Here is a 20,170-nt window from a genome sequence, read left to right as displayed (position 1 = left end):
CTCCCCATGGCCATGGACCTTTCCAAGCACCCCTGTTTCAACAAGGACGCCAAGGGCTCCTGCGCGCGCATCCATCTGCCGGTGGCGCCCAAGTGCAACATCCAATGCAACTACTGCAACCGCAAGTACGACTGCGTGAACGAGTCGCGTCCGGGGGTCACCAGCTCGGTGCTCACCCCGCCCCAGGCCGTCGCCTATATGGAACAGGTGCTCAAGGCCGAGCCGCGCATAACCGTGGTTGGCATCGCAGGGCCCGGCGATCCCATGGCCAACGCCAAGGAAACGCTGGAAACCATCCGGCGCATCAAGGCAAAATGGCCGGATATGATTCTGTGCCTGTCCTCCAACGGCCTGGAGCTGCCTGAGCACATAGACGAACTGGCGGAACTTGGCGTGTCCCACGTGACTGTCACGGTCAATGCGGTTGATCCGGAAATAGCGGCCAAGATCTACTCCTGGGCGCGTGTCGGCAAGGTGCTCTACCGGGGCGCGGACGCCGCCCGCATTCTGCTGGAGAAGCAGGAGGAGTCCATCCGGCGCTTGAAGGAAAAGGACATCATCGTCAAGGTGAACACCATCATCATGCCTGGCATTAACGACCACCATGTCGAGGATATCGCCAAGAAGATGAAATCCATGGGCGTGAATCTGCTCAACTGCATGGCGCTCATCCCCAACAAGGACACCAAGTTCGAGCTGGTCCCCGAGCCCAGCAAGGCCGACGTGGAAGCCATACGGGCTATGGCCGAGACCTATTTGCCTCAGATGCGCCATTGCCAGCGCTGCCGGGCCGACGCCGTCGGGCTCTTGGAAAAGGATTGTTCGCGCGATTTCTCCGGGCTCATGCAGGCATGCTCTACCATGGTTCCGACCATGGACGAGTCCCGCAAGAACGTGGCCGTGGCCAGCATGGAGGGAATGCTTGTGAACATGCACCTGGGCGAGGCCGCCAGTTTTCAGATCTGGGCCGAGACCGGAACGGGCAGTTACAAAATGGTAGAGGAGCGTCCGGCCCCTCCGGCTGGCAGCGGTCCCAAGCGCTGGTATTCCCTGGCCAAGGCACTGTCGGACTGCAGGGCGGTGCTGGTGTCCGGGGTGGGTGACACCCCGCAGGCCATTCTGGAAGAGGAAGGCGTGAAGGTGGTGGCCATGTCGGGTTTTATCGCCCAGGGGTTGGATGCGGTGTTCAAGACAGGAAACTTCGCGCCGCTACGGGCCAAGGGCGGCGGCGGATGCAAGATGGGCGGCTGTTCCGGGGGCAGCGGCGAAGGCTGCTGATCTTGGGCGGCGCGATACTCTGCGCATGACCAAGTTCTCAAAAGGGGGCGGTGAACGCACGAAGCGTTCCACGCCCCCATTTCATTGGCATAAGGCACTCACAACGTTTTTGTCCGCTGAAAAGGGGAGGGCAAAATCCCAGGGATGCGAACAGCAGGAGAGCGAGCAAGGCGGGGCGGAACAATCGACCGCCTTCGAGAATCTGTTTCGCGAAGGCTATTTTGTGGAAGTCGAGGTGGTGATGGTCCCGATGGTGGTCTGGGTGGCCAGCCGCTGGGTATCCACGGCGCGCTGTTGCACCTGGGCATTGTAGAGACAATTGGACTGCTGTTGGCCGCAGGCTGCCTCGCACTGCTGGCGGGCGGTGAAGTCGGTGATGGAAGCGCAGGCCGTACGGCAGCTGAAATCCTGGTTGTTGCACTCGCAGATAAAGCAATTGGACGCGGGAGACAGGTTGTTGACGGTGGCTTGGGTCGATCCAGAGGACGTGGTCGTAGTGGTCTGGGCCAACAGAGTTGCGCTGCTCAAAAGCACTGCCAGGGCGAGAAGGAAGGTCGTTTTCATTGAAGTCTCCCAGGACCTGGCGAGTAGGCCAGGCCCTGGGTGAAGTCAAGGTTTACTCGGGGACCACTTCCAGAACCTGGTCGCCGTAGGGGTCGTTCATGGGTTGTTTCACGGACAAAAGCTGTGACCATCTTCTGACTGCACTCACAATGACGATGGCCATGAGCACCATGACGATGGCGGCCAGCGATGTGAGCAAATAGAGCTTCTTTGGCCAGAAGTTGTTGAAAATATTCAAATACCCTGCGTACATGGTCACGCAAACCATGGCCAGCCCCGGCACGGCGGTCATCCAGGCGTATCGGGCCTTGTTCATGCGGATGATGAGCGTGGTCCCAATAAGCAGGCCCACGGCTGCCAGCAGTTGGTTGGACATGCCGAACAGGGGCCAGATGGTGGAGATGTCTCCGGTATAGACCAAGTAGCCCCAGGAAGCGGTGAACAGGGCGCTGGTGATGATGATGCCCGGCCACCAGCGCTTTTCGGCGAATTTGGGAACTACTTGTCCGATCATCTCCTGCAGGAAGAAACGGCCCACGCGGGTGCCGGTGTCCACGGCCGTGAGAATGAACACGGCCTCGAACATGATGGCGAAGTGGTACCAATAGGCCATGAGCCCCTTCATGAAGGGGATGGAGGAGAAGATGTAGGCCATGCCCACGGCCAGGGACACCGCGCCGCCCGGGCGGCCCTGAAGCTTCTCGCCTACGGCGGTCGAGAGGTCGGGCAGGTTGACCACGGCCAGACCGAGCTTTTCGAATACGGCCGGGGCCGCGTTGATGGCGAAGTAGTCGGCGGGAACCATAACGCAGGCGGCGATCAAGGCCATTATTGCCACGAACCCTTCGGTAAGCATGGCGCCGTATCCCACGAAGAGGATGTCGTCCTCGGTGCCGATCATCTTGGGTGTGGTGCCAGAGCCTATGATGGCGTGGAATCCCGACAGGGCGCCGCAGGCGATGGTGATGAACAGGAACGGGAACACCGGACCCGGTATGATGGGGCCGCCGCCGCTAATGAACTTGGTGGTGGCGGGCATCAAGAGGTCAGGGCGGACCCAGAAGATGCCGATGGCCAGCATGGCGATGGTGCCGATCTTCAAATACGTGGACAGATAGTCGCGCGGGCACAGGAGCAGCCACACCGGCAACACCGAGGCGAAGAACCCGTAAATGGGTATTGCTATGGCGATGGTGCCCTTGGGCAGGTGGAACAGCTTGGCAAGCTCAGGCGTGTCGGCGATCCATTTGCCTGCGAAGATGGCCAGCACCAAAAGGGCCACGCCCATGATGGAGGCTCCCTTCACGTCCCCGTCGCGCCAGACATGGAGATACACACCCATGAGAAGGGCTATGGGGATGGTGGCGAACACGGTGAAGGTGCCCCAGGCACTTTCGAACATGGCGTTGACCACGGCCAGGGACAGACCGGCCAAGGTAAGGACGAGAATGAACAGCACGGCCACCGAGGCCACGGAGCCGGTCAGTTTACCGATCTCCTGGGTGGCGATGTAAGCGAGGCTTTGGCCTTTGTGCCGGACAGAGGCGAAGAGCACCACCGAATCGTGAACCGCTCCGGCCAGTACGCATCCGACCAGTATCCACAGGGCTCCGGGCAGGTAGCCGAACTGGGCGGCCAGCACTGGTCCCAAAAGCGGCCCCGCGGCCGCGATGGCAGCGAAGTGGTGGCCGAACAGGACGAATTTGTTGGTTTTTACGTAGTCGTGACCATCGGCCATCTTGACTGCCGGGGTTGTTCTGTTGGGATTGACCCCCAGAACCTTACGGACGAAGAACAGTCCGTAAAACCGGTAGGCGATGGCGAAGACGCAAAGTGCGGCGAAGACCAGGGTCAAGGCGTTCACTAAAAACCTCCTTATGTGCTGGTTGGCCAAACGTCTTATAGAATGAATATCCTCTGCTACTGGTTTGTTAACCCTGCGTCAACTCGAGCAAATCAGCGGGAATTGTCCCGCAGGAAGATTTTGATGGCATCGGAATACCGCGGGTAGGTGGAGATATCGTTGTGGCCTGCCGAAGTTACCCGGATAAAGTCCTTGGGACCCTTCCATTTGTCGAACAGTGCCCGGGCCCGTACTTCCGGTATGATGTCGTCCTGGGTTCCGACAAGAAACACGGCCGGGGCCAGAGCCTTTTCCGCGTCGGGCATTGCGTCGTAACGTTCCTTGAGGAGCCAGGACACGGGGAATAAGGGGTAGTGCCCCTTGGCCACGGCCAGTATCGAGTCGTAAGGAGTGACCAATACCGCTCCCTGAACCTCGCGGTAAGCGGCCACATGCACGGCCATGCCCGCGCCCAAGCTGCGACCCATGACGAAGCCTTTTCCGCCAGTCAAATTGACGGCCTGGTCGAACACGGCCAAGGCGTCCTCCTTGAGCGCCGCCTCGGTGGGCACGCCGGTGGAGCGGCCGTACCCACGGTAATTGACCGCCACGATGGAGACATCGGGCAGGTCCTTGGCCTGCTTCATGAACTCCGTGACTTCCTCGGCGTTGCCCCCGAAGTAGACAAGGGCAGGGGCAACACCGCGCCCCCGCTTGCGGGGCAGGTACCAGCCGGCCAGGGACTGGCCGTCCTTGGTGGCGACCAGAAATGGCTGGGCGTCCGGCAGAGTGCTCATAAGCTGGGTTTCGGCCATGGCGTCGGCTGTCTTGGGATGGTAGAGAAGCGAGGCTTGGGAGAAGTACAGGAACGCGGCGAATCCGAGCCAGCCGAGTACCACGATGCCGAGGATCAATTTCAGGGCTGCCATGCGTGCTGTTCCTTGTTGGCGGTGAGGTAGATGCATTCTTCAAGCACCGAAAGTATCTTTCCGCAAAGCCCACCGCTTGTCCCGCCTGCGCCGGGAGGAGGGCCGAAAAGCGTAATTCTCGCTTCCTTCAATCCTCGCTCCGGCACCGCGTCAGGGTCCACGCGGCACAGGGTGAGAGCCAAGCGTTCCGCGAGCAGATAGCCGGAGAGCCCCGTGGCCAAGAGTTCCATGGAACGGGAAAAATCATCCCTGCGGCGTTCGAAAAATTGGCGGGAATCCTGGGAAGGGATCAGGTGAATGGCTTGGTCCAGCATGGCCAGAATGCCCGAGAGCTGCGCCCCGGGGAGCCCCTGGCGCCAGCCCAGAAGCCAAGGTTCACGCCAGCTCAAGAGCCCGTGGGCGATGCCTAGGTCCACCACGCCGAGCATGAGTTCCATGGCTCGCAAGAGAACCGGGTCGTTCCAGCGTTTCTCCGTCTCGTTGATGGCCCAGTGAGGGGCCGCGCCTTCTGGGGCGGGCTCGCCCATCATTTCGGACAGGATGTGCCCGAGCCAGGTATTGGCATCGGAGGACCCGGGGGTTTCCAGATGCGCGTGGGACAAGACGTAACGCCCCTGCCCGAAATGTCCGGCCACGATGCACGGGTCACCTTCGACGAAAGCCGGGGCCAGCCGGACGCCGTACAGTGCCTCCCAATCCTCAAGGGCTTGGCCCGGTACCAAAGACAAGGGGATGTCGGCCATCATGAAACCCGGGCCTGGCTGACCATAGGCGGCCACCACTTCCACCCCGGGATCGTGCGCCCGGAATGCGGCCGGCCACCAGACCGGGGCCAGGGGGCGGTCGAGCCCTTTGGGAGTGAAGACCGTGTTCTTGGGTATGAGTTGGACGTTGCCGCTGGCGAAGTGCTGCAGGCGGTGTTCGAAAGGTTCACGGGTCCAGGGGCAGAGTCCCAGTCCCACGGGCACGGTCAGGCCAAGGCCGGCCCCGCCGCAGATGCCCAAGTACGCCCCGCCCGAGGCCACGTATCCCCGGATGGCTTCGATTCCGGCCGGGCCCAAACAGGCCGCCTTGCGGCTGGCGAATCCGCCAGGCACGATAAGCGCCTTGGGTGGCGACTGCCCGAGAAGCCCCGCCGCGAGCTCGTGCGCCCGGACCAGCCGGGAGGGGAAACCCCAGGCGCCCAATGCCCGTAGCATCAGCACGCCCCACAAGTGGGCTTCGTCCCAGAGAATGTAGACCATGAGCCCTTGTGCCTCATCCAGGCAAGGGTGACAATACACACGATTGGGCTCGGCCGGCTTTAATTTCCTACTTTTTCAGTCAAGATGACAAGCGCGGCAAAAAGGAGTATTGCGCCCGCCATCGCAACAGGAGCTTAACGCATGTCCGAGACCACCCTGGCCAAGGGCTACGAACCTGAAGAGGTCGAAGCCCGCTGGCTTTCATACTGGAAGGATTCCGATGCCGGCACTGCGGACCCGAACGCCGACGGTGAACCCTTCTCCATAGTCATCCCGCCGCCCAACGTCACCGGGGCTCTGCACATGGGCCACGCGTTGAACATAACCATTCAGGACATCCTCTGCCGCCATATGCGCCAGAAGGGCCGCAAGGTCCTGTGGGTGCCCGGCACCGACCACGCCGGTATCGCCACCCAAAACGTGGTGGAGCGCGCCCTGGCCGCGGAGGGCGGTTCCCGTCACGAACTGGGCCGGGAGAAGTTCATCGAGCGCGTCTGGGAATGGCGCAAGGACTACGGCGGGCGCATCCTGAACCAGATCAGGCGCATGGGCGCCAGCGTGGACTGGACCCGCGAACGCTTCACCATGGACGAAGGCCTTTCCAAGGCGGTGCGCGAGGTGTTCGTACGCCTCTACGAAGAAGGCCTTATCTACAAGGGCGATTACATTATCAACTGGTGCCCCCGCTGCCAGACCGCCCTGGCCGACCTGGAAGTGGAGCACGGCCCGAAAAAGGGAGCCCTGTACCAGATCCGCTATCCCCTGGCTGACGGCACTGGCGAACTGGTGGTGGCCACCACCCGCCCCGAGACCATGCTTGGCGACACGGCAGTGGCCGTGCATCCCGAAGACGAACGCTATACTGCGTTCATCGGAAAAATGGTTAAGTTGCCGCTAACTGATCGACAAATCCCGGTGATAGCCGATGCCTATGTGGACCGTGAATTCGGCACCGGCGCTCTCAAGGTGACCCCGGCCCACGACATGAACGACTTCGAGCTCGGCCGCCGCCACAGCCTGGAGGTGCTCCAGGTCATGGACGGCGAGGGCAACATGAACGCCGCAGCGGGCGCCGCCTACCAGGGGCTCTCGCGCGAGGCCTGCCGCAAGAAGGTGGTGGAGGATCTCAAGGAACAGGGCTTCCTGGTTGCCGTCGAGGAGCATGACCATTCCGTGGGCGAGTGCTACCGTTGCAAGACCGTCATCGAGCCCCATGTGTCCCCTCAATGGTTCGTCAAGGCCGGGCCTTTGGCCGCCGTGGCCCGGGCCGCCGTGGAATCGGGCCGGACCCAGATAATCCCGGACCAGTGGACCACCACCTACTACCATTGGCTGGACAACATCCGCGACTGGTGCATCTCCCGCCAGATATGGTGGGGGCACCGCATTCCGGCCTGGACCTGCGAAGCCTGCGGCAAGCTGGTGGTCTCCCGCGAGGACCCCACGGCCTGCCCCTGCGGAGGTACTCTTGCCCAGGACCCGGACGTTCTGGACACCTGGTTCTCCTCGGCCCTGTGGCCCTTCTCCACCCTGGGCTGGCCAGAGAAGACCCCGGAACTGAAAGCCTTCTATCCCACCTCTGTCCTGGTCACGGCCTTCGACATCCTCTTCTTCTGGGTGGCCCGCATGATGATGATGGGCCTGCACTTCATGGAGGAGGTGCCGTTCAAGCACGTGTACATCCACGCCCTGGTGCGCGACGCCGAGGGCAAGAAGATGTCCAAGTCCACGGGCAACGTCATCGATCCGTTGGTCATGATCGAGAAGTTCGGCACCGACGCCCTGCGCTTCACCCTGACCGCCTTCGCGGCAATGGGGCGAGACATTAAGCTCAGCGAGGACCGCATCGAGGGTTACCGCCACTTCGTGAACAAGCTCTGGAACGCGGCCCGCTTCAGCCTCATGAACCTGCCCGAGGAGATTCCAGCCGTGAGCCTGGACGGCGAACTGGCCCTGCACCACGCCTGGATTCTCCACCGCCTGGACGAGGTGAAGGCGTCCACCACCAAAGCCATCGAACACTACCACTTCAACGAGGCAGCCCAGGGCCTCTATTCCTTCCTGTGGCTGGAATTCTGCGACTGGTACCTGGAGATGGCCAAGGCCGACTTCAACGGTCCGGACCCTGAAGCAAAAGCCCTGGCCCAGAAGTGTCTGTGGACGGTGCTCTCGGAATATCTGGTGCTCATGCACCCCATCATGCCCTTCGTGACCCAGGAGATCTGGAACCACCTGCCCGGTCATAGTGAGAAGGACATCTCCAAGGTGCCCTACCCCGCAGCCAGGGCCCAGCACGCGAAGCCCGAGGCCGTGGCCCAGATGGGACTCCTGCAGGAGGTTGTGGTCAGCGTGCGCAACATCCGCTCCGAGCTGTCCATCAATCCGGGCATGAAGCTCGATTGCCTGGTGCGCACGGCGGACGGGGCCGATCTGGCCATGTTGCGTGCCAACGAGGCTCTCATTGTGCTCATGGCAAGACTTGCGAACTTCACGGCAGGCCCGGACGTCACCGCGCCCAAGGCTTCTGCCAGCGCTGCGGCCGGAGGCAACGCGGTGTTCGTGCCCCTGGCCGGGGCGGTGGACTTCGACGCGGAATTGGCCAGGCTCTCCAAGGAGCTGGCCAAGACCTCGAAAGAGGCCGAGATCGTGGGCAGAAAGCTGGCCAACGAGGATTTCACGGCCAAGGCCCCGGCGGAAGTGGTGGCCAAGGAGCGCGAGAAGGACGAGATGCTGCGCGAGAAGGTGGCCAAGCTGGAAGAGCTGAAGGGAAGGATAGAGAGCCTGAAGGGTTAACTCACATCGAACTCTGAATCGCGATAATGCGCCCGGTTTCCCGCAAGGGGGCCGGGCTTTCTTTCTTGGATCGGCGAAAAAACCGCGCCCTAGCGGAGCGCCTTCTCCATCCTGGTCATCGCTTCTTCTTCGCTCAGGCCCCGTTTGGCGGCGATGACGGCCAGATTCTCCTCGGCGTCGGAACCGCGAAGGTACAAGGCGTCCACAGGCGGGCCGTCGTACGAGGTGGCGAGGGCTGCGTTCAACAGAATTTCAGGGGCGGGGTTTTCGGTAGGAAGCGAGGTGACGTTGGCTAGTTCGGTAAATGCCTCGGAGTTGCGGCGAAGCCCTGTGCCGAGCACGGTCACCCGAGTCGAACGAGCCCGGGATAAGATCACGTCGCATGCATCCTGGACGGCAAAATCACGAGGCGGGCCAAGCGGGGCACAGGTGGTTTCAAGTCCTCCGCCACCGCGCACGAACCCCTGGTGATACACCCTGGCTGTGCGCGAATGGGTGACAACGTGGACCTCGTCGGAATTGCCGGATTCTCCGGTCTCTGAAAAGGCGAAAGCTGTGGCTGCCAGGAGCGGCAGATAGTCGAGCCCGGCCATTGGCAGCTGTTTGGCCAGGCAAAGGCCTGTGGCAAAGGCCAATCCCAGCCTGAGCCCGGTGAAGCTGCCTGGACCGCGCACGCAGGCCACTCTTGCAAGCCCGCCGCCGTGACGCTCAAGCATGCCCGCCACGGCCGGGGCCATCACCTCGTTCATTCGTCCGGGGCAGTGTTCCTCGAAGCTCTCCAGAATCCTTCCATCGTGCGCCAGCACCAGCTGCAGGGCTTCCTCGGCGGTGTTGACGACAAGGATCACTTCGGTCCGCCGCCAGTCACTATCCGGATGATGTCGTTGGCCGTGGCCATGACCATAAGCGCCATGAGCATGGCGAAGCCCACCTTGGTGGTTGCGGCGCGGATTTTCTCGGACACAGGGCGGCGAAACACCGTTTCCAGGGCGAAGAAGAGAATATGCCCGCCGTCGAGCACGGGAATGGGCAGGAGGTTCAAGATGGCCAGGTTCACGCTGATCATGGCCGTGAGCGTGGCCAGGTGCGCCAGTCCCTGTTCGGACTGTTTGCCCACCAGCTCGGCGATCATGATGGGCCCGCCGATGGAGGACATGGGCACCACGCCCATCACCAGTTTCCAGAAAACCTGGCCAGTAAGCGAGGTGACCTCCCAGGTCTGGGCCAGGCCTTCCCGGATGGCCTGGAGCGGGCCCAGCGGAATGTTGACGGACTCCTGGGTGGAGCGGATGCCCAAGATGGGCTTCTTGATGTCCTCGCCAAAGATGTTCTTCTGCCCGACGAGGTCGGGAGTGATGGTCAGGGTAAGGGTTTCGGCTCCTCGGCGAAGGGAAAGAGACAAGGGAGTGCCCTTGCTGGCTTCGACCCGGGCCTGGAGCTCACGGAAATACTGGATGGGCTGGCCATCGATGGCGGTGACGGCGTCACCGGCCATAAGCCCGGCGCGAGCGGCAGCGCTGTTCTCGTTCACTTGGCCGATGGCCGCGGGGGTCTCGAAGCGCCCGTGGGTGTAGAACATGGAGGCGTAAAGCACCCAGGCAAGCGCAAGGTTGAAAAGCGGCCCGGCCGCCACCACCAGCATGCGCTGCCAGGACGGGCGGCGGATGAACCATGTATGCGGCGGGAACCCGGACGTGGTCTCGTCGTCCTCGGAGTCCTGAGCTACCAGCTGCACGTATCCGCCAAGGGGGACGGCGGAAACGCGGTACTCGGTCTGGCCGGAGGTGAAACCGAAAAGTTTGGGGCCGAAACCCAAGGAAAAGGTGCGCACTCCCATGCCGAAAAATCTGGCCACCAGGAAGTGGCCCAGTTCGTGGATGAAGATGAGCACGCCAATGACAACGACGAAGGAGAGGGCTTTGCCCAGAAAGTCTATCATGTGCCTTCCATGAGGTATTTCGCCACGGCACGGCGCGTGGCGGAGTCAACCTCCATTATGGTCATAAAATCCGGATCGTCCAGTCCCTGTTGTCTGTCCAGGGCCCAGGCCACTGCCCGGGGGATGTCGCAAAAACCGATGCGGTCCTTGAGGAACCACTCCACGGCCACCTCGTTGGCGGCGTTTAAGGCCACGCAGTGGGCCGGGCTTTCGGCCACGGCGCGGCGTGCCAGTTCCAGGCAGGGAAAATCGTCCGTGCGGGGTTCCTGGAAAGTGAGCGAACCCAGGGCCGAAAGATCCAGGGGAGCGATCTTGAGCGGCAGCCTGCTCGGGTAGCACAGGCAGTAGGCGATGGCTATGCGCATGTCCGGCTGGCCCATCTGGGCCAGCAGAGAGCCGTCCCGGTAGGCGGCCAGAGAGTGCACTATGGACTGGGGATGCACCAGGACTTTCACCCTCTCCTGGGGCAATCCATACAGCCAGCAGGCCTCGATGACCTCGAGCCCTTTGTTCATTAACGTAGCCGAATCGATGCTTATTTTGGCGCCCATGGACCAGTTGGGGTGCTTCAGAGCCTGGGCGGCGGTGGCGCGGGGCAGGTCAACGCTGGGCCAGGAGCGGAAGGGGCCGCCAGAAGCAGTTAGGATGAGGTGGTCCACATCGTCGCCAGAATGCCCGGCCAAGGATTGAAAGAGGGCGTTGTGCTCGGAGTCCACGGGCAGGACCACGGCCCCGGACTCGCGGCAGGCTCGCCGGATCAGGTGGCCGGCCAATACCAGTGATTCCTTGTTGGCCAGGGCCAGCACCTTGCCGGATTGGGCCGCTGCCAGCGTCGGGGGCAGGCCCGCCGCGCCCACGATGGCCGAAAGCACCACCTGCACCTCTGGCAGAGCGGCCAGGGTGACGTAAGCGCCTGGGCCCCAGAGTATCTCGGGGCGGTATCCGGCAGGGAGGATCTCTTTGAGCCTGGCCGCCCCGGCCTCGTCCAGCACGGCCAAATAGCGGGGCCTGAAGCGCGCGGCCTGTTCCGCCAGGCGGTCCACGTTGCGCGCCCCGGCCAGGGCCGTGACCTCGAACTGGCCGGGATGATCGGCCGCCACTGCCAGAGCGGAATCGCCGATGGAACCGGTGGATCCCAGCACGCAGATGCGCCTGGGAAACGAGGGGAGGTCGCTGGCCTTGGGCAGAGTCGAAATGTAATCGATCATAAAAAGTTTACCAGGCTTCTGGCCAGGGCATAGACCAGGACCGCCGGGATGACTCCGTCGATGCGGTCCAGAATGCCGCCGTGGCCGGGCAGCAGATTGCCGGAGTCCTTGATGCCGGCGGCCCGCTTGAGAGAGGACTCCATGAAATCCCCCATTTGGGATGCCACGGAAAGGCAGACCCCCAGCGCCATGAAGGCGACAAGGGACGCCTTGCCCCAGAAGGTTGCGGCCACAAGGCAGACGGCTACTGCAGCAGCCAGTCCGCCAACGCTTCCGGCCCAGGTTTTCTTGGGAGAGACCGAAGGCCATATCTTGGGGCCGCCGATGAGGTGACCCGCGTAGTAGGCCCCTGTGTCCGTGGCCATGACCGAGGCCAAAACCAGCGCGGTCTCGCCTGGACCAAAAAGGGTCAGAAACTGAAGGCTTCCGGGAATGTAGAGAAGTGAAACAGCCAGCAGCCACCGGGGCGAAGTATCCTGTTTATGGAAAAGGCGGGCTAGTTCTTCGAGCCAGAAGGCGGCCAGGACCACTGCCAGCGCGGCGGCGGTTCCGTGGCGGTAGCCAAGCCAGACCATGGCCGCGCCCAGACCGAGGCCCAGTGCGCGAATGCAGGGGCCGCTGCCCGGAAAGAACCCCTGGAATTCCCAGAGTCCGATCAAGGCAACAGCCAGAGTAAGCGCAAAAATGTAGCCCCCGCCAAGCCAGATGCAGACAGCCAGGACCGGTAGGCCCACGGCGGCGGTGGCCAGACGGGGGGCGTGGGAACTGATGGCCATCAAGCGCCCGGGCCGTAGACCTTTTCGGGGTCGAAAACCTTGGGCGAGCATTCCACTGCCTGGCCGTTTTCACCAACTTCCCTGAAGAAGCAGGAGCGATAGCCTTCGTGGCAGGCGGCCCCGCCGACCTGCTCGATGAGCACGACCACGGCGTCGCGGTCGCAGTCCAGGCGGATGGACTTCACCTTCTGCACGTGCCCGGAGGTGCCTCCCTTGTGCCAGAGCTTGTTCCTGCTGCGGCTGTAGTAGTGGACCTCGCCGGTCTCCAAGGTTTTTTCCCAGGCCAGCTCGTTCATGTAGGCCAGCATGAGCACTTCGCCGGTGGCGGCGTCCTGCGCGATGGCGGGGATGAGACCTCCGCCTTTTTCAAAATCAGGTTTGAACATAATTCGTCCTTGGCTCAGTTGATCTCTCGCACCCTAATTGCCGCCCACGGGAAGGGTCAAGACCGGGGCGTTTTTGGGAGGATCCGCGGATTGCAGAGCGAAAATGTTGAGCATGAGCTGGAAGATCTCCTTGGAGCGGGCATCCTCGTTGCGGATATAATACCACCAGCCGCCGTGGTTCACGGCAACATACGTGTCGGAAGGACGTGTACGGGAAGAACGGATGTCCATCACGTCGGAGAACTGGGATCGCAGGTCGAAGGCGGCCTTTTTCGAGACGAGTTCCTTGGGGGTATCGATGCCCTGGGCTAAAACGTCCATGGCCCGCAGACAGTTGCGAAGGGTGAACGCCATGGTGGCAAACCCTCCGTTTTCCTTGGAGCCTTGGGCCAGCTCACGCTCCTTGACGTGCACAAGCTGCACCTTGGCCACCAGGAATCCGTGCTCGTTGGTGTGCGTTTTGAGTTCCACCCCGGTGAGATGCTCAATGCGCTTGATGATGGAGGGATGCCGTACCCGCATGGTCATCAACGTGATGTTGGGCTTGTCCTTCCCGGGTGACGCCGTGACGATGTCCAATTCGCCGCGGTCGTCCATTCGGGCGATGATCTCGGTGAGTTCAAGAAAGTTCTGATGTTCTGCTTGGTTTATGAACCCAGAGCGGGTGTCGAAGCTATGGTCAAGGCGTCCTATTCGAGTGACCAGCACCTTCATGAGGTACTCGATGTCCCAGCCCGAGCGGTAGAGCACCACGAAGCGCTCGAAGTCCAGCTCGGCCAGGAACTGCTGGGCATAGGTTTGTCCCTGGAAAGGCGTGTAGGTGACGGTGGGGGTATCGGAATACTGCGCCGTGATGGAAGGCAAGTAGGTATAGTAAACACCGCGCAAAAAATCTCTCTGGTCAGGGAATGTGCCGGTGGCGGAGCCCGAGACGTTGTAGTTGAAGCTGGAAGCTATGGATCCCACCTGCATAAAGAGGGGCTGTTCGAAATACTTCATGCGCACCAGGTTGAGCAGCATCTCCTCGTTGCTCGAGCGCTGCACGGCAATGTTGTAGTCCATGCGGGTGGCGGGGAGCTTGGCCGGGCCGATGGAACAGCCCGGGATGAGGGTCAGAACAAACAGCAGCGCAAAGAGGTGTTTCATGGGATGTCCGGGGAAGAATGTTTTGAGGTCCATAGCCTTGATGTCTTGGGTGGGCAAGCCGAACGGCGTTGCGCGAGTCTTGGAAATTAGGCATGAACGGATGCCCGTGTGCTCTAGCGTTGTCTTGCGAACGAACTCCCGGCCGGGCTAGGAGTCTTCTTCCAGGTCCTCGACGGCGCCCCAGACGATATGGCGTCCCACCATCTTAAGGAGTGGTTTCATGCGCGCACTGCTCGTTTTCGCCATGTTGGCGGCATTCGCTGTTCCGTCCTCTGCGGCCAAGCCTGTGGTCATAGGCGTGGTGTACAATCTCACAGGGACCATGGCCTCGATAGACGCACCCGGGCTGGAGGGGATGAAGCTCGCTGTGGAGCGCGTTAACCGCTCCGGCGGGGTGCTCGGGCGGCCGCTGGCCCTTGAAGTGCGCGATGGAGCCTCTGACCCGGAGCGCTGCCGTGAAGCCGCCAAGGAACTCACGCAGGCCGGGGTTTGCGCAATTGCGGGACTGAACGATTCGGACTCCGCCCTGGTGGCTGGCGAGGTTGCCACTCAGGCGCGCATCCCGTTCATCACGGCCGGCGCCACTCTCCCCACCCTGCCCCGCATGCTGGGGCCCTACTATTTCATGACCTGTTTCGGGGACGACGCCCAGGGCAAGGCCGTGGCCAAGTTCGTGCTGCGCCGCAAGAACATCCAGTCCATGTTCGTCCTGACGGACAGGGACTTCGCCTTCACCACGGCCCTGTCCGGGTATTTCACAAAGGGATACGTCACCCGCGGCGGAAACATCCCGGCTCGCCAGCACTTCTCTGCTGCCAGCCCCAACCCCCTTGGCGGAGCGCTGCCAGCCTGCCTGACGTCGGGCACATGCCAGGCGGTTTTCGTGTCGGGTGTCCCGGAAGATCTCGTTCCTTCGGTCACTGCCTTGCGTACAGCCGGGTACGCCGGCCCTATTTTCTCTGGGGACGGGTTTGACACCCCTCTCTTGTCCCAACTGGGCGACAAGGCGGCTTCAGGGATTTTCTTTTCCACCCATGTGTCGTACGACAGCCCGCGCCAGGAAGTGCGGCGGTTCGTGGCGGACTGGAAGGCATCTTGCGGAGCGGAGCCCGAGAGCGGTTTCGCGGCCCTGGGCTACGATACCGTGGGGCTTATCGCTGATGCGGTGCGCCGGGCCAAATCGTCCGAACCGGTCCAGGTACGCAGGGCCCTTTCAGCCACCAGGAAGTACTCCGGGGTAACGGGGGATATCAGTTACTCCGAACCCTTAAGTCCGCCGCTCAAACCCGTGATCATGGTGCGCTACGAGAACGGCAAACGGGAATTCGAGGCCGAGGTGCTTCCCTGACGGGAGTTTGTGGCGAAATTGCACAAGCTGCCCGCTGAGTTTGTGGAACGCAGGCATATCCCCGTTTCTCGCGGAAAAATAATCCTGAAAAAAACCAGTTTAAAGGCGATGGCGCGTTGACGGAAAGCGTACGCCTGTGGTAGGCCTCCCGCACTTGTGAAGCAATGCACGAGTACCGTGGTTGTCCGACCGCTCGCCGGGAAGGCGCCGGGGAGGTTGCGGTTGATCTTTAAGAAACGGGACAAAGGGACCTGGGAGGGCATCGAAAAGGCCGCCGTGATGGGCACCAACTTCGTTGCCCACACAATTGTTGGGCTGGTGTTCGGATACTACTGCGACAAGTGGTTCGACACGTCACCCTGGGGTCTTCTCTTCTGGCTGATCATGGGCATAATAGCGGGATTTCGCGTCATGTACCTGGACGCCATGAAGATGAGCAAGACCCAGTCCCTTGGTAACGCCCCAGAGGCTGCATCGGCGGATACGCCGGACGGAAAGGCCGAGCAAAAGAGAGGTCCGGGCGATGCGTAAGCTCCTGGACCAGCTTTTGGCCAAGGCCGGCTTCCATCACCTCGAAGGGCGCGCCCTGTTGCGAGACCAGATCGTGATGGCTCTGGTGACCAGCTTGACGGCCCTGGTGCTGTCCGGGCTGGGCACCTGGGGGGTGGCCTACTCCTGCGGAGCCTTTCTGGTCACGGTCAACTTCTGGTGGATGGTTCGTTTCGCCCAGGGGCTGCTCTCCAGCACCGCGGGAGCCGTGGGCGGGGCGTTTTTCAGGTTTTTCGTGCGCCTGGGCATCACGGGCGCGGGTTTGTATGTGATGATCGTGGAAGCCGGATGGCCGGTGTGGGCCATACTCACCGGCATGTCCACGGTAATGGTGACGATTTTGGTGTGGGGGGCCCTGAGACGGGCTGGGTCTAATAGCGCGAAGGAGGCCTAGGACATGGCTGGCGGGTTGGATCATCCAGTATTGTTTTTGGAGTTGGCGGCCAAGGGTGCGGGGCTTCAAATCCCCAACGAAGTTCTTTTCTCGTGGCTGGCCATTGCCGTTCTGGTCACCTTGGGGCTCATGACGTCCGCGAGTCTCAAGATGGTGCCGGGCGGTCTGCAAAATTTCTTCGAGTTCACCATTGGGGGACTCGAGAACTTCATTGTCGAGACAATGGGCGAAGACGGGCGCAAGGTCACCGCGGTTCTCGTGGCCATCTTCCTCTACATCTTGACCGGCAACTTCATGGGGCTGATTCCGGGCTTCGACTCGCCCACCAACAGCGTTAACCACAACGCCGCCATGGCCCTGTTCGTCTTCATCTATTACAACTACTGGGGCATTAGGAACTGGGGCCCCGGTTACATCAAGCACTTCATGGGCCCCATGCCCGCCCTGGCTCCGATGATGCTCATCCTCGAATTCATGAGCCACCTGGCCAGGCCCCTGTCGCTGACGCTTCGTCTGTTCGGCAACATCCGCGGTGAAGAACTGGTGCTGATCCTGCTCTTCATGCTGGCGCCCATCGCCGCCACGTTCCCGCTGTACTTCCTGTTCATGCTGGCCGACTTCATTCAGGCCTTCGTGTTCTTCATGCTGACCCTTGTCTACCTGAAGGGAGCTTTCGAACACGCCCACTAAAATCGGGGGAAATGGTCATCTGACCAAACAACATACTCTAATGAGGAGAATATCCATGCGTAAGACTCTGCTCACCGTCGTGAACACCATCGCCATGCTTGGCCTCGCTTCCCTTGCCTTCGCCGCTGACGGCGCCGGCTCCGTCGGCCCCATGGCCGCCATCGGTTCCGCCATCGGCATGGGCCTGGCCGCTCTGGGCTGCGGCATCGGTCAGGGCATCGGCGTGAAGGGCGCTTGCGAAGGCATGGCCCGCAACCCCGAGATCGGCGGCAAGCTGACCACCACCCTGATTCTGGGCCTGGCCTTCATCGAGTCCCTGGCCATTTACGCCCTGGTCGTCTGCCTGATCCTCATGTTCGTTAAGCCCCTGGGCGCCTAATTGCATTAAGTGCCGCCGGGAGGCCCCCACAGGGCCTCCCGGTTTTTTTTCCGGGCACGGCAACGCATCGAACAAAAAGCTTCGGTACCGTGAAAAGCGAGCACATCCCACGCGCCACAATCCAGCGGCTGGCCCTCTATGTCCAAGTGCTGGAGAGTTTCAGCCGGGAAGGATCAGAGGTTCTGTCTTCTGAAGTCCTGGCCAAGGCCTGCAACGTCAATCCATCCCAGATCCGTAAGGATCTCGCTTATTTTGGTGAGTTCGGCGTGCGTGGGGTCGGTTATTTCGTGCAGGACCTGATCAATTCCATCAAGCAGGCCCTGGGCGTGGACCGAGTCTGGAAGGCGGCATTGGTGGGAGTTGGCAACCTGGGCAAGGCGCTTTTGCGGCACCAGGATTTTCAGCGCCGGGGATTCCACATCATAGGCGCCTTCGATTGCGATCCCTTCAAGATTGGCGAGGAGGTCTCCGGCCTGGAGGTCATCTGCTCACGCCGCTTGAAGGAAAAAGTGGAAGAACTGGGCATCTCCATCGGGCTCATCACAACTCCGCCCGAGCGTGCTCAGCGCGCTGCCAACTATCTGGTTGACTCCGGCGTGCGCGGCATCATCAACTTCGCACCAGCCCGCATCAACGTGCCAGACAACGTGTATCTGGAATATGTGGACTTCTTCCATCATCTCTATGCCGTGGCTTTCAACTTGACCCTGGACAACCAGGAACGCTGAACCGCGCACCAGGACGACCGTCCAGCCCCGCCAAGGGAGCATCCCGCTCGCAGTTGCCTGGGCGCCGCCTTCCAGGAGCCCACATGCCCCGCCACGCAGTGCTGCTCACCGATTTCGGCCTTTCAGACCCGTATGCCGGCCAGATGAAGGGCGCGCTTCTTCGCCATTGTCCCGATACAATCCTGGTTGATTTGTGCCATCAGGTTGAACCCTACAATATTCTTCAAGCGGGATTTTTTCTGGCCGCCAGCCAGAACCACTTTCCTGAGGGAGCGGTGTTTCTTTCCGTGGTAGACCCTGGGGTGGGCGGCAACCGGCGGATTGTGCTCTTGGAGAAGTACCGCCAATACTTCCTGGCCCCGGACAACGGGTTGCTTACGTTCCTGCTGCACAAGGCGGGGGCGAGCCTGGTGCGTGACGTCACTCCCGCCTGGCGGGGGCGAGCCAGCGCCACGTTCCACGGCCGTGACCTCTTCGCCCCATTGGCCGCTCGCATCTTGTGCGGCACGGCAACGAGCGAATTGGGCGCGGAGATAAACCCTCATTCCTTGGTCCGTCTTCCCGAAGCAGAGCCCGAACGTACGGTCGATGGAGTGGATGCCGTGGTGCTCCATGTTGACCGGTTCGGGAACTGCCTGCTGAATCTCGATTCAGAAGATTGGGAAACAGTTGTTTTCAAAGGGAAACGACCTGCCCTGGCTTCACCGCATGAGGTTCCATTGCTTCCGGTACTGACGTACGAACGGCTGGAGCCTGGTCAGGTCGGAATCATCAAAGGAAGCCAGGGGTACCTGGAGCTGGCCATGAACCAGGATTCCGCTGCCCAGGCCCTGGATCTGGCTTGTGGAACCGCCGTATCCATACGCATCGAGAGGCGCTGATACACTATGCACCTGTGTGATTTTTTCAATGCCCTGTCGTTTCTCACCCGTTTCGGTCCTCCGAAAATTGTGAATCAGGAGGATTTTCCCGCGACTCTGTACTGGTTCCCCTTGGTCGGGCTTGTGGTGGGCGTTGTTTCCTTAACCCCGGCATTGGCGGGTCTTTTTTCGGAATACGCGTGGGTCCAGGGATGGATGGTGACGGGTATGAGTCTTTGGCTCACGCGGGGGCTGCATGCGGACGGACTGGCCGACATCGCCGATGCCTGGGGAAGCAGGGCGTGCGGGGACAGGTTCTGGACAATCCTGAAGGACAGCCGGTGCGGGCCATTCGGAGTGCTTGGCTTGGTAATGGCCTTGGTTGGGCAAATACTGGCTTTTGGAATTTTGTCGGGTCAGGGACGGCTGGGCGCGATCTGCTGGTGTTTTGTCCTGGGGCGATTCGTGAGTGTGGTTGTTCTGTGCCTGTGCAAAAATATGGCCCGGCCGGGATTGTCGTCACTGTTCGCACCCGGGGCTGGACCGAAGGTTTTTGCGGTCACCCTGGTCCAATCGTTGATCCTGGGTTTAGCCTTAAGTTCTCCCGGAGCAGTGTTCTGGGGGTTGGCAGCGGGTTGTCTGGTGACGTTCTTCCTGGTCCGCCTGGCCAGGCGGCAGCATGGCGTGAACGGCGATTTTCTGGGAGCGGCCATGGTGCTTGGAGAACTGGCGGGCGCTCTGGGCGCACTTGTTTGAAGCGTTTTCGAGCTCAAGATACTGCTAGAACGTATACTGAAATCCTCCGGCAACTTTCCAGGAATCCCTGGCAGCATTGACGAACCTGGGGGTCCAGATACTTTTCTGGAGCCCTCCGGCATGCGCCCATCCAGTTTCCACCACCAGCTTGAGGCCATGGTCCAGGGTCAAAGTGTGGTCGACATTCACACCTATCAGGTATTCGTTCACGCTTAAGTTTTCGTGGCTATCCCCTTAACTCCGCATAGGTGACAGGGGTGGCACTGGAGCAGGCCCTCAAGAGGCGGTCGAAGCCCTGCCCAGGCCAGAAACGGCGGTTGAATCGGTAGCAGAATTCATCGAGGTATTTTTGAAGATGCT

At 61.3% G+C, this 20,170-nt stretch carries 21 protein-coding genes; 10 read left to right on the top strand and 11 right to left on the bottom strand.

Going from position 1 to position 20,170, the window contains the following annotated elements:
* Positions 1-12 precede the first annotated feature (12 nt).
* Positions 13-1,278, top strand: coding sequence for a nitrogenase cofactor biosynthesis protein NifB (gene nifB, locus HY795_16650; protein ID MBI4806847.1), 1,266 nt, complete (start codon positions 13-15; stop codon positions 1,276-1,278).
* 216 nt (positions 1,279-1,494) lie between these two features.
* Here the strand turns inward: nifB and HY795_16645 are convergent, their stop codons facing one another.
* The 4 genes from HY795_16645 to HY795_16630 form a co-directional block, all read right to left on the bottom strand.
* Positions 1,495-1,842, bottom strand: coding sequence for a hypothetical protein (locus HY795_16645; protein MBI4806846.1), 348 nt, complete (start codon positions 1,840-1,842; stop codon positions 1,495-1,497).
* 52 nt (positions 1,843-1,894) lie between these two features.
* Positions 1,895-3,706 (bottom strand): carbon starvation protein A, encoded by a 1,812-nt coding sequence (locus tag HY795_16640; GenBank protein ID MBI4806845.1) that lies wholly within the window; start codon positions 3,704-3,706, stop codon positions 1,895-1,897.
* Positions 3,707-3,798: 92 nt separating this feature from the next.
* A complete protein-coding gene (locus tag HY795_16635; protein ID MBI4806844.1) occupies positions 3,799-4,614 on the bottom strand; it encodes an alpha/beta hydrolase in 816 nt (271 codons plus the stop codon).
* Complete coding sequence (locus HY795_16630; protein MBI4806843.1) at positions 4,602-5,858, bottom strand: biotin--protein ligase; 1,257 nt, start codon at positions 5,856-5,858, stop codon at positions 4,602-4,604. Before HY795_16630 ends, HY795_16635 begins: the two co-directional genes overlap by 13 nt.
* Positions 5,859-5,999: 141 nt before the next feature.
* Between HY795_16630 and HY795_16625 the strand changes: the two genes are divergently transcribed.
* A complete protein-coding gene (locus HY795_16625; GenBank protein ID MBI4806842.1) occupies positions 6,000-8,651 on the top strand; it encodes a valine--tRNA ligase in 2,652 nt (883 codons plus the stop codon).
* 89 nt (positions 8,652-8,740) lie between these two features.
* Here the strand turns inward: HY795_16625 and tsaB are convergent, their stop codons facing one another.
* Genes tsaB through HY795_16595 form a run of 6 tightly spaced genes read right to left on the bottom strand, consistent with a single transcriptional unit; the run spans position 8,741 to position 14,106 of the window.
* The gene (gene tsaB, locus HY795_16620; GenBank protein MBI4806841.1) at positions 8,741-9,499 is read right to left on the bottom strand and encodes a tRNA (adenosine(37)-N6)-threonylcarbamoyltransferase complex dimerization subunit type 1 TsaB; all 759 of its coding nucleotides are present in this window, start codon (positions 9,497-9,499) and stop codon (positions 8,741-8,743) included.
* The gene (rseP, locus tag HY795_16615) at positions 9,496-10,590 is read right to left on the bottom strand and encodes an RIP metalloprotease RseP (protein MBI4806840.1); all 1,095 of its coding nucleotides are present in this window, start codon (positions 10,588-10,590) and stop codon (positions 9,496-9,498) included. Before rseP ends, tsaB begins: the two co-directional genes overlap by 4 nt.
* Positions 10,587-11,798 (bottom strand): 1-deoxy-D-xylulose-5-phosphate reductoisomerase, encoded by a 1,212-nt coding sequence (locus tag HY795_16610; protein ID MBI4806839.1) that lies wholly within the window; start codon positions 11,796-11,798, stop codon positions 10,587-10,589. Before HY795_16610 ends, rseP begins: the two co-directional genes overlap by 4 nt.
* Entirely contained in the window at positions 11,795-12,574 is a 780-nt protein-coding gene (locus HY795_16605) for a phosphatidate cytidylyltransferase (GenBank protein ID MBI4806838.1), read from the bottom strand. The genes HY795_16610 and HY795_16605 overlap by 4 nt, the downstream gene beginning before the upstream one ends.
* Entirely contained in the window at positions 12,574-12,960 is a 387-nt protein-coding gene (gene hisI, locus HY795_16600; GenBank protein MBI4806837.1) for a phosphoribosyl-AMP cyclohydrolase, read from the bottom strand. Before hisI ends, HY795_16605 begins: the two co-directional genes overlap by 1 nt.
* 33 nt (positions 12,961-12,993) lie before the next feature.
* Positions 12,994-14,106: a hypothetical protein gene (locus HY795_16595; protein MBI4806836.1), complete on the bottom strand. Its 1,113-nt coding sequence runs from the start codon at positions 14,104-14,106 to the stop codon at positions 12,994-12,996.
* A gap of 220 nt (positions 14,107-14,326) precedes the next feature.
* Between HY795_16595 and HY795_16590 the strand changes: the two genes are divergently transcribed.
* From HY795_16590 to HY795_16555, 8 genes are all read left to right on the top strand, one after another.
* Positions 14,327-15,454: an ABC transporter substrate-binding protein gene (locus tag HY795_16590; protein ID MBI4806835.1), complete on the top strand. Its 1,128-nt coding sequence runs from the start codon at positions 14,327-14,329 to the stop codon at positions 15,452-15,454.
* Positions 15,455-15,733: 279 nt separating this feature from the next.
* A complete protein-coding gene (locus HY795_16585) occupies positions 15,734-15,985 on the top strand; it encodes an AtpZ/AtpI family protein (protein ID MBI4806834.1) in 252 nt (83 codons plus the stop codon).
* The gene (locus tag HY795_16580) at positions 15,978-16,397 is read left to right on the top strand and encodes an ATP synthase subunit I (GenBank protein ID MBI4806833.1); all 420 of its coding nucleotides are present in this window, start codon (positions 15,978-15,980) and stop codon (positions 16,395-16,397) included. Before HY795_16585 ends, HY795_16580 begins: the two co-directional genes overlap by 8 nt.
* A gap of 3 nt (positions 16,398-16,400) precedes the next feature.
* The gene (gene atpB / locus HY795_16575; GenBank protein MBI4806832.1) at positions 16,401-17,087 is read left to right on the top strand and encodes a F0F1 ATP synthase subunit A; all 687 of its coding nucleotides are present in this window, start codon (positions 16,401-16,403) and stop codon (positions 17,085-17,087) included.
* A 55-nt stretch (positions 17,088-17,142) separates the two neighbouring features.
* Entirely contained in the window at positions 17,143-17,466 is a 324-nt protein-coding gene (gene atpE, locus HY795_16570; GenBank protein MBI4806831.1) for an ATP synthase F0 subunit C, read from the top strand.
* A gap of 89 nt (positions 17,467-17,555) precedes the next feature.
* Positions 17,556-18,194 (top strand): redox-sensing transcriptional repressor Rex, encoded by a 639-nt coding sequence (locus tag HY795_16565; GenBank protein MBI4806830.1) that lies wholly within the window; start codon positions 17,556-17,558, stop codon positions 18,192-18,194.
* 83 nt (positions 18,195-18,277) lie between these two features.
* Entirely contained in the window at positions 18,278-19,075 is a 798-nt protein-coding gene (locus HY795_16560; GenBank protein ID MBI4806829.1) for an SAM-dependent chlorinase/fluorinase, read from the top strand.
* A 6-nt stretch (positions 19,076-19,081) separates the two neighbouring features.
* The gene (locus tag HY795_16555; protein ID MBI4806828.1) at positions 19,082-19,810 is read left to right on the top strand and encodes an adenosylcobinamide-GDP ribazoletransferase; all 729 of its coding nucleotides are present in this window, start codon (positions 19,082-19,084) and stop codon (positions 19,808-19,810) included.
* Positions 19,811-19,834: 24 nt separating this feature from the next.
* Here the strand turns inward: HY795_16555 and HY795_16550 are convergent, their stop codons facing one another.
* Entirely contained in the window at positions 19,835-20,020 is a 186-nt protein-coding gene (locus HY795_16550; protein ID MBI4806827.1) for a hypothetical protein, read from the bottom strand.
* Between the last annotated feature and the right edge of the window lie 150 nt (positions 20,021-20,170).

The sequence above is a fragment of the Desulfovibrio sp. genome (assembly GCA_016208105.1).
Lineage (GTDB): Bacteria > Desulfobacterota > Desulfovibrionia > Desulfovibrionales > Desulfovibrionaceae > Fundidesulfovibrio.
Note: the sequence above shows the minus strand (reverse complement) of the source record. Positions and strands in the feature narration are given on the sequence as shown.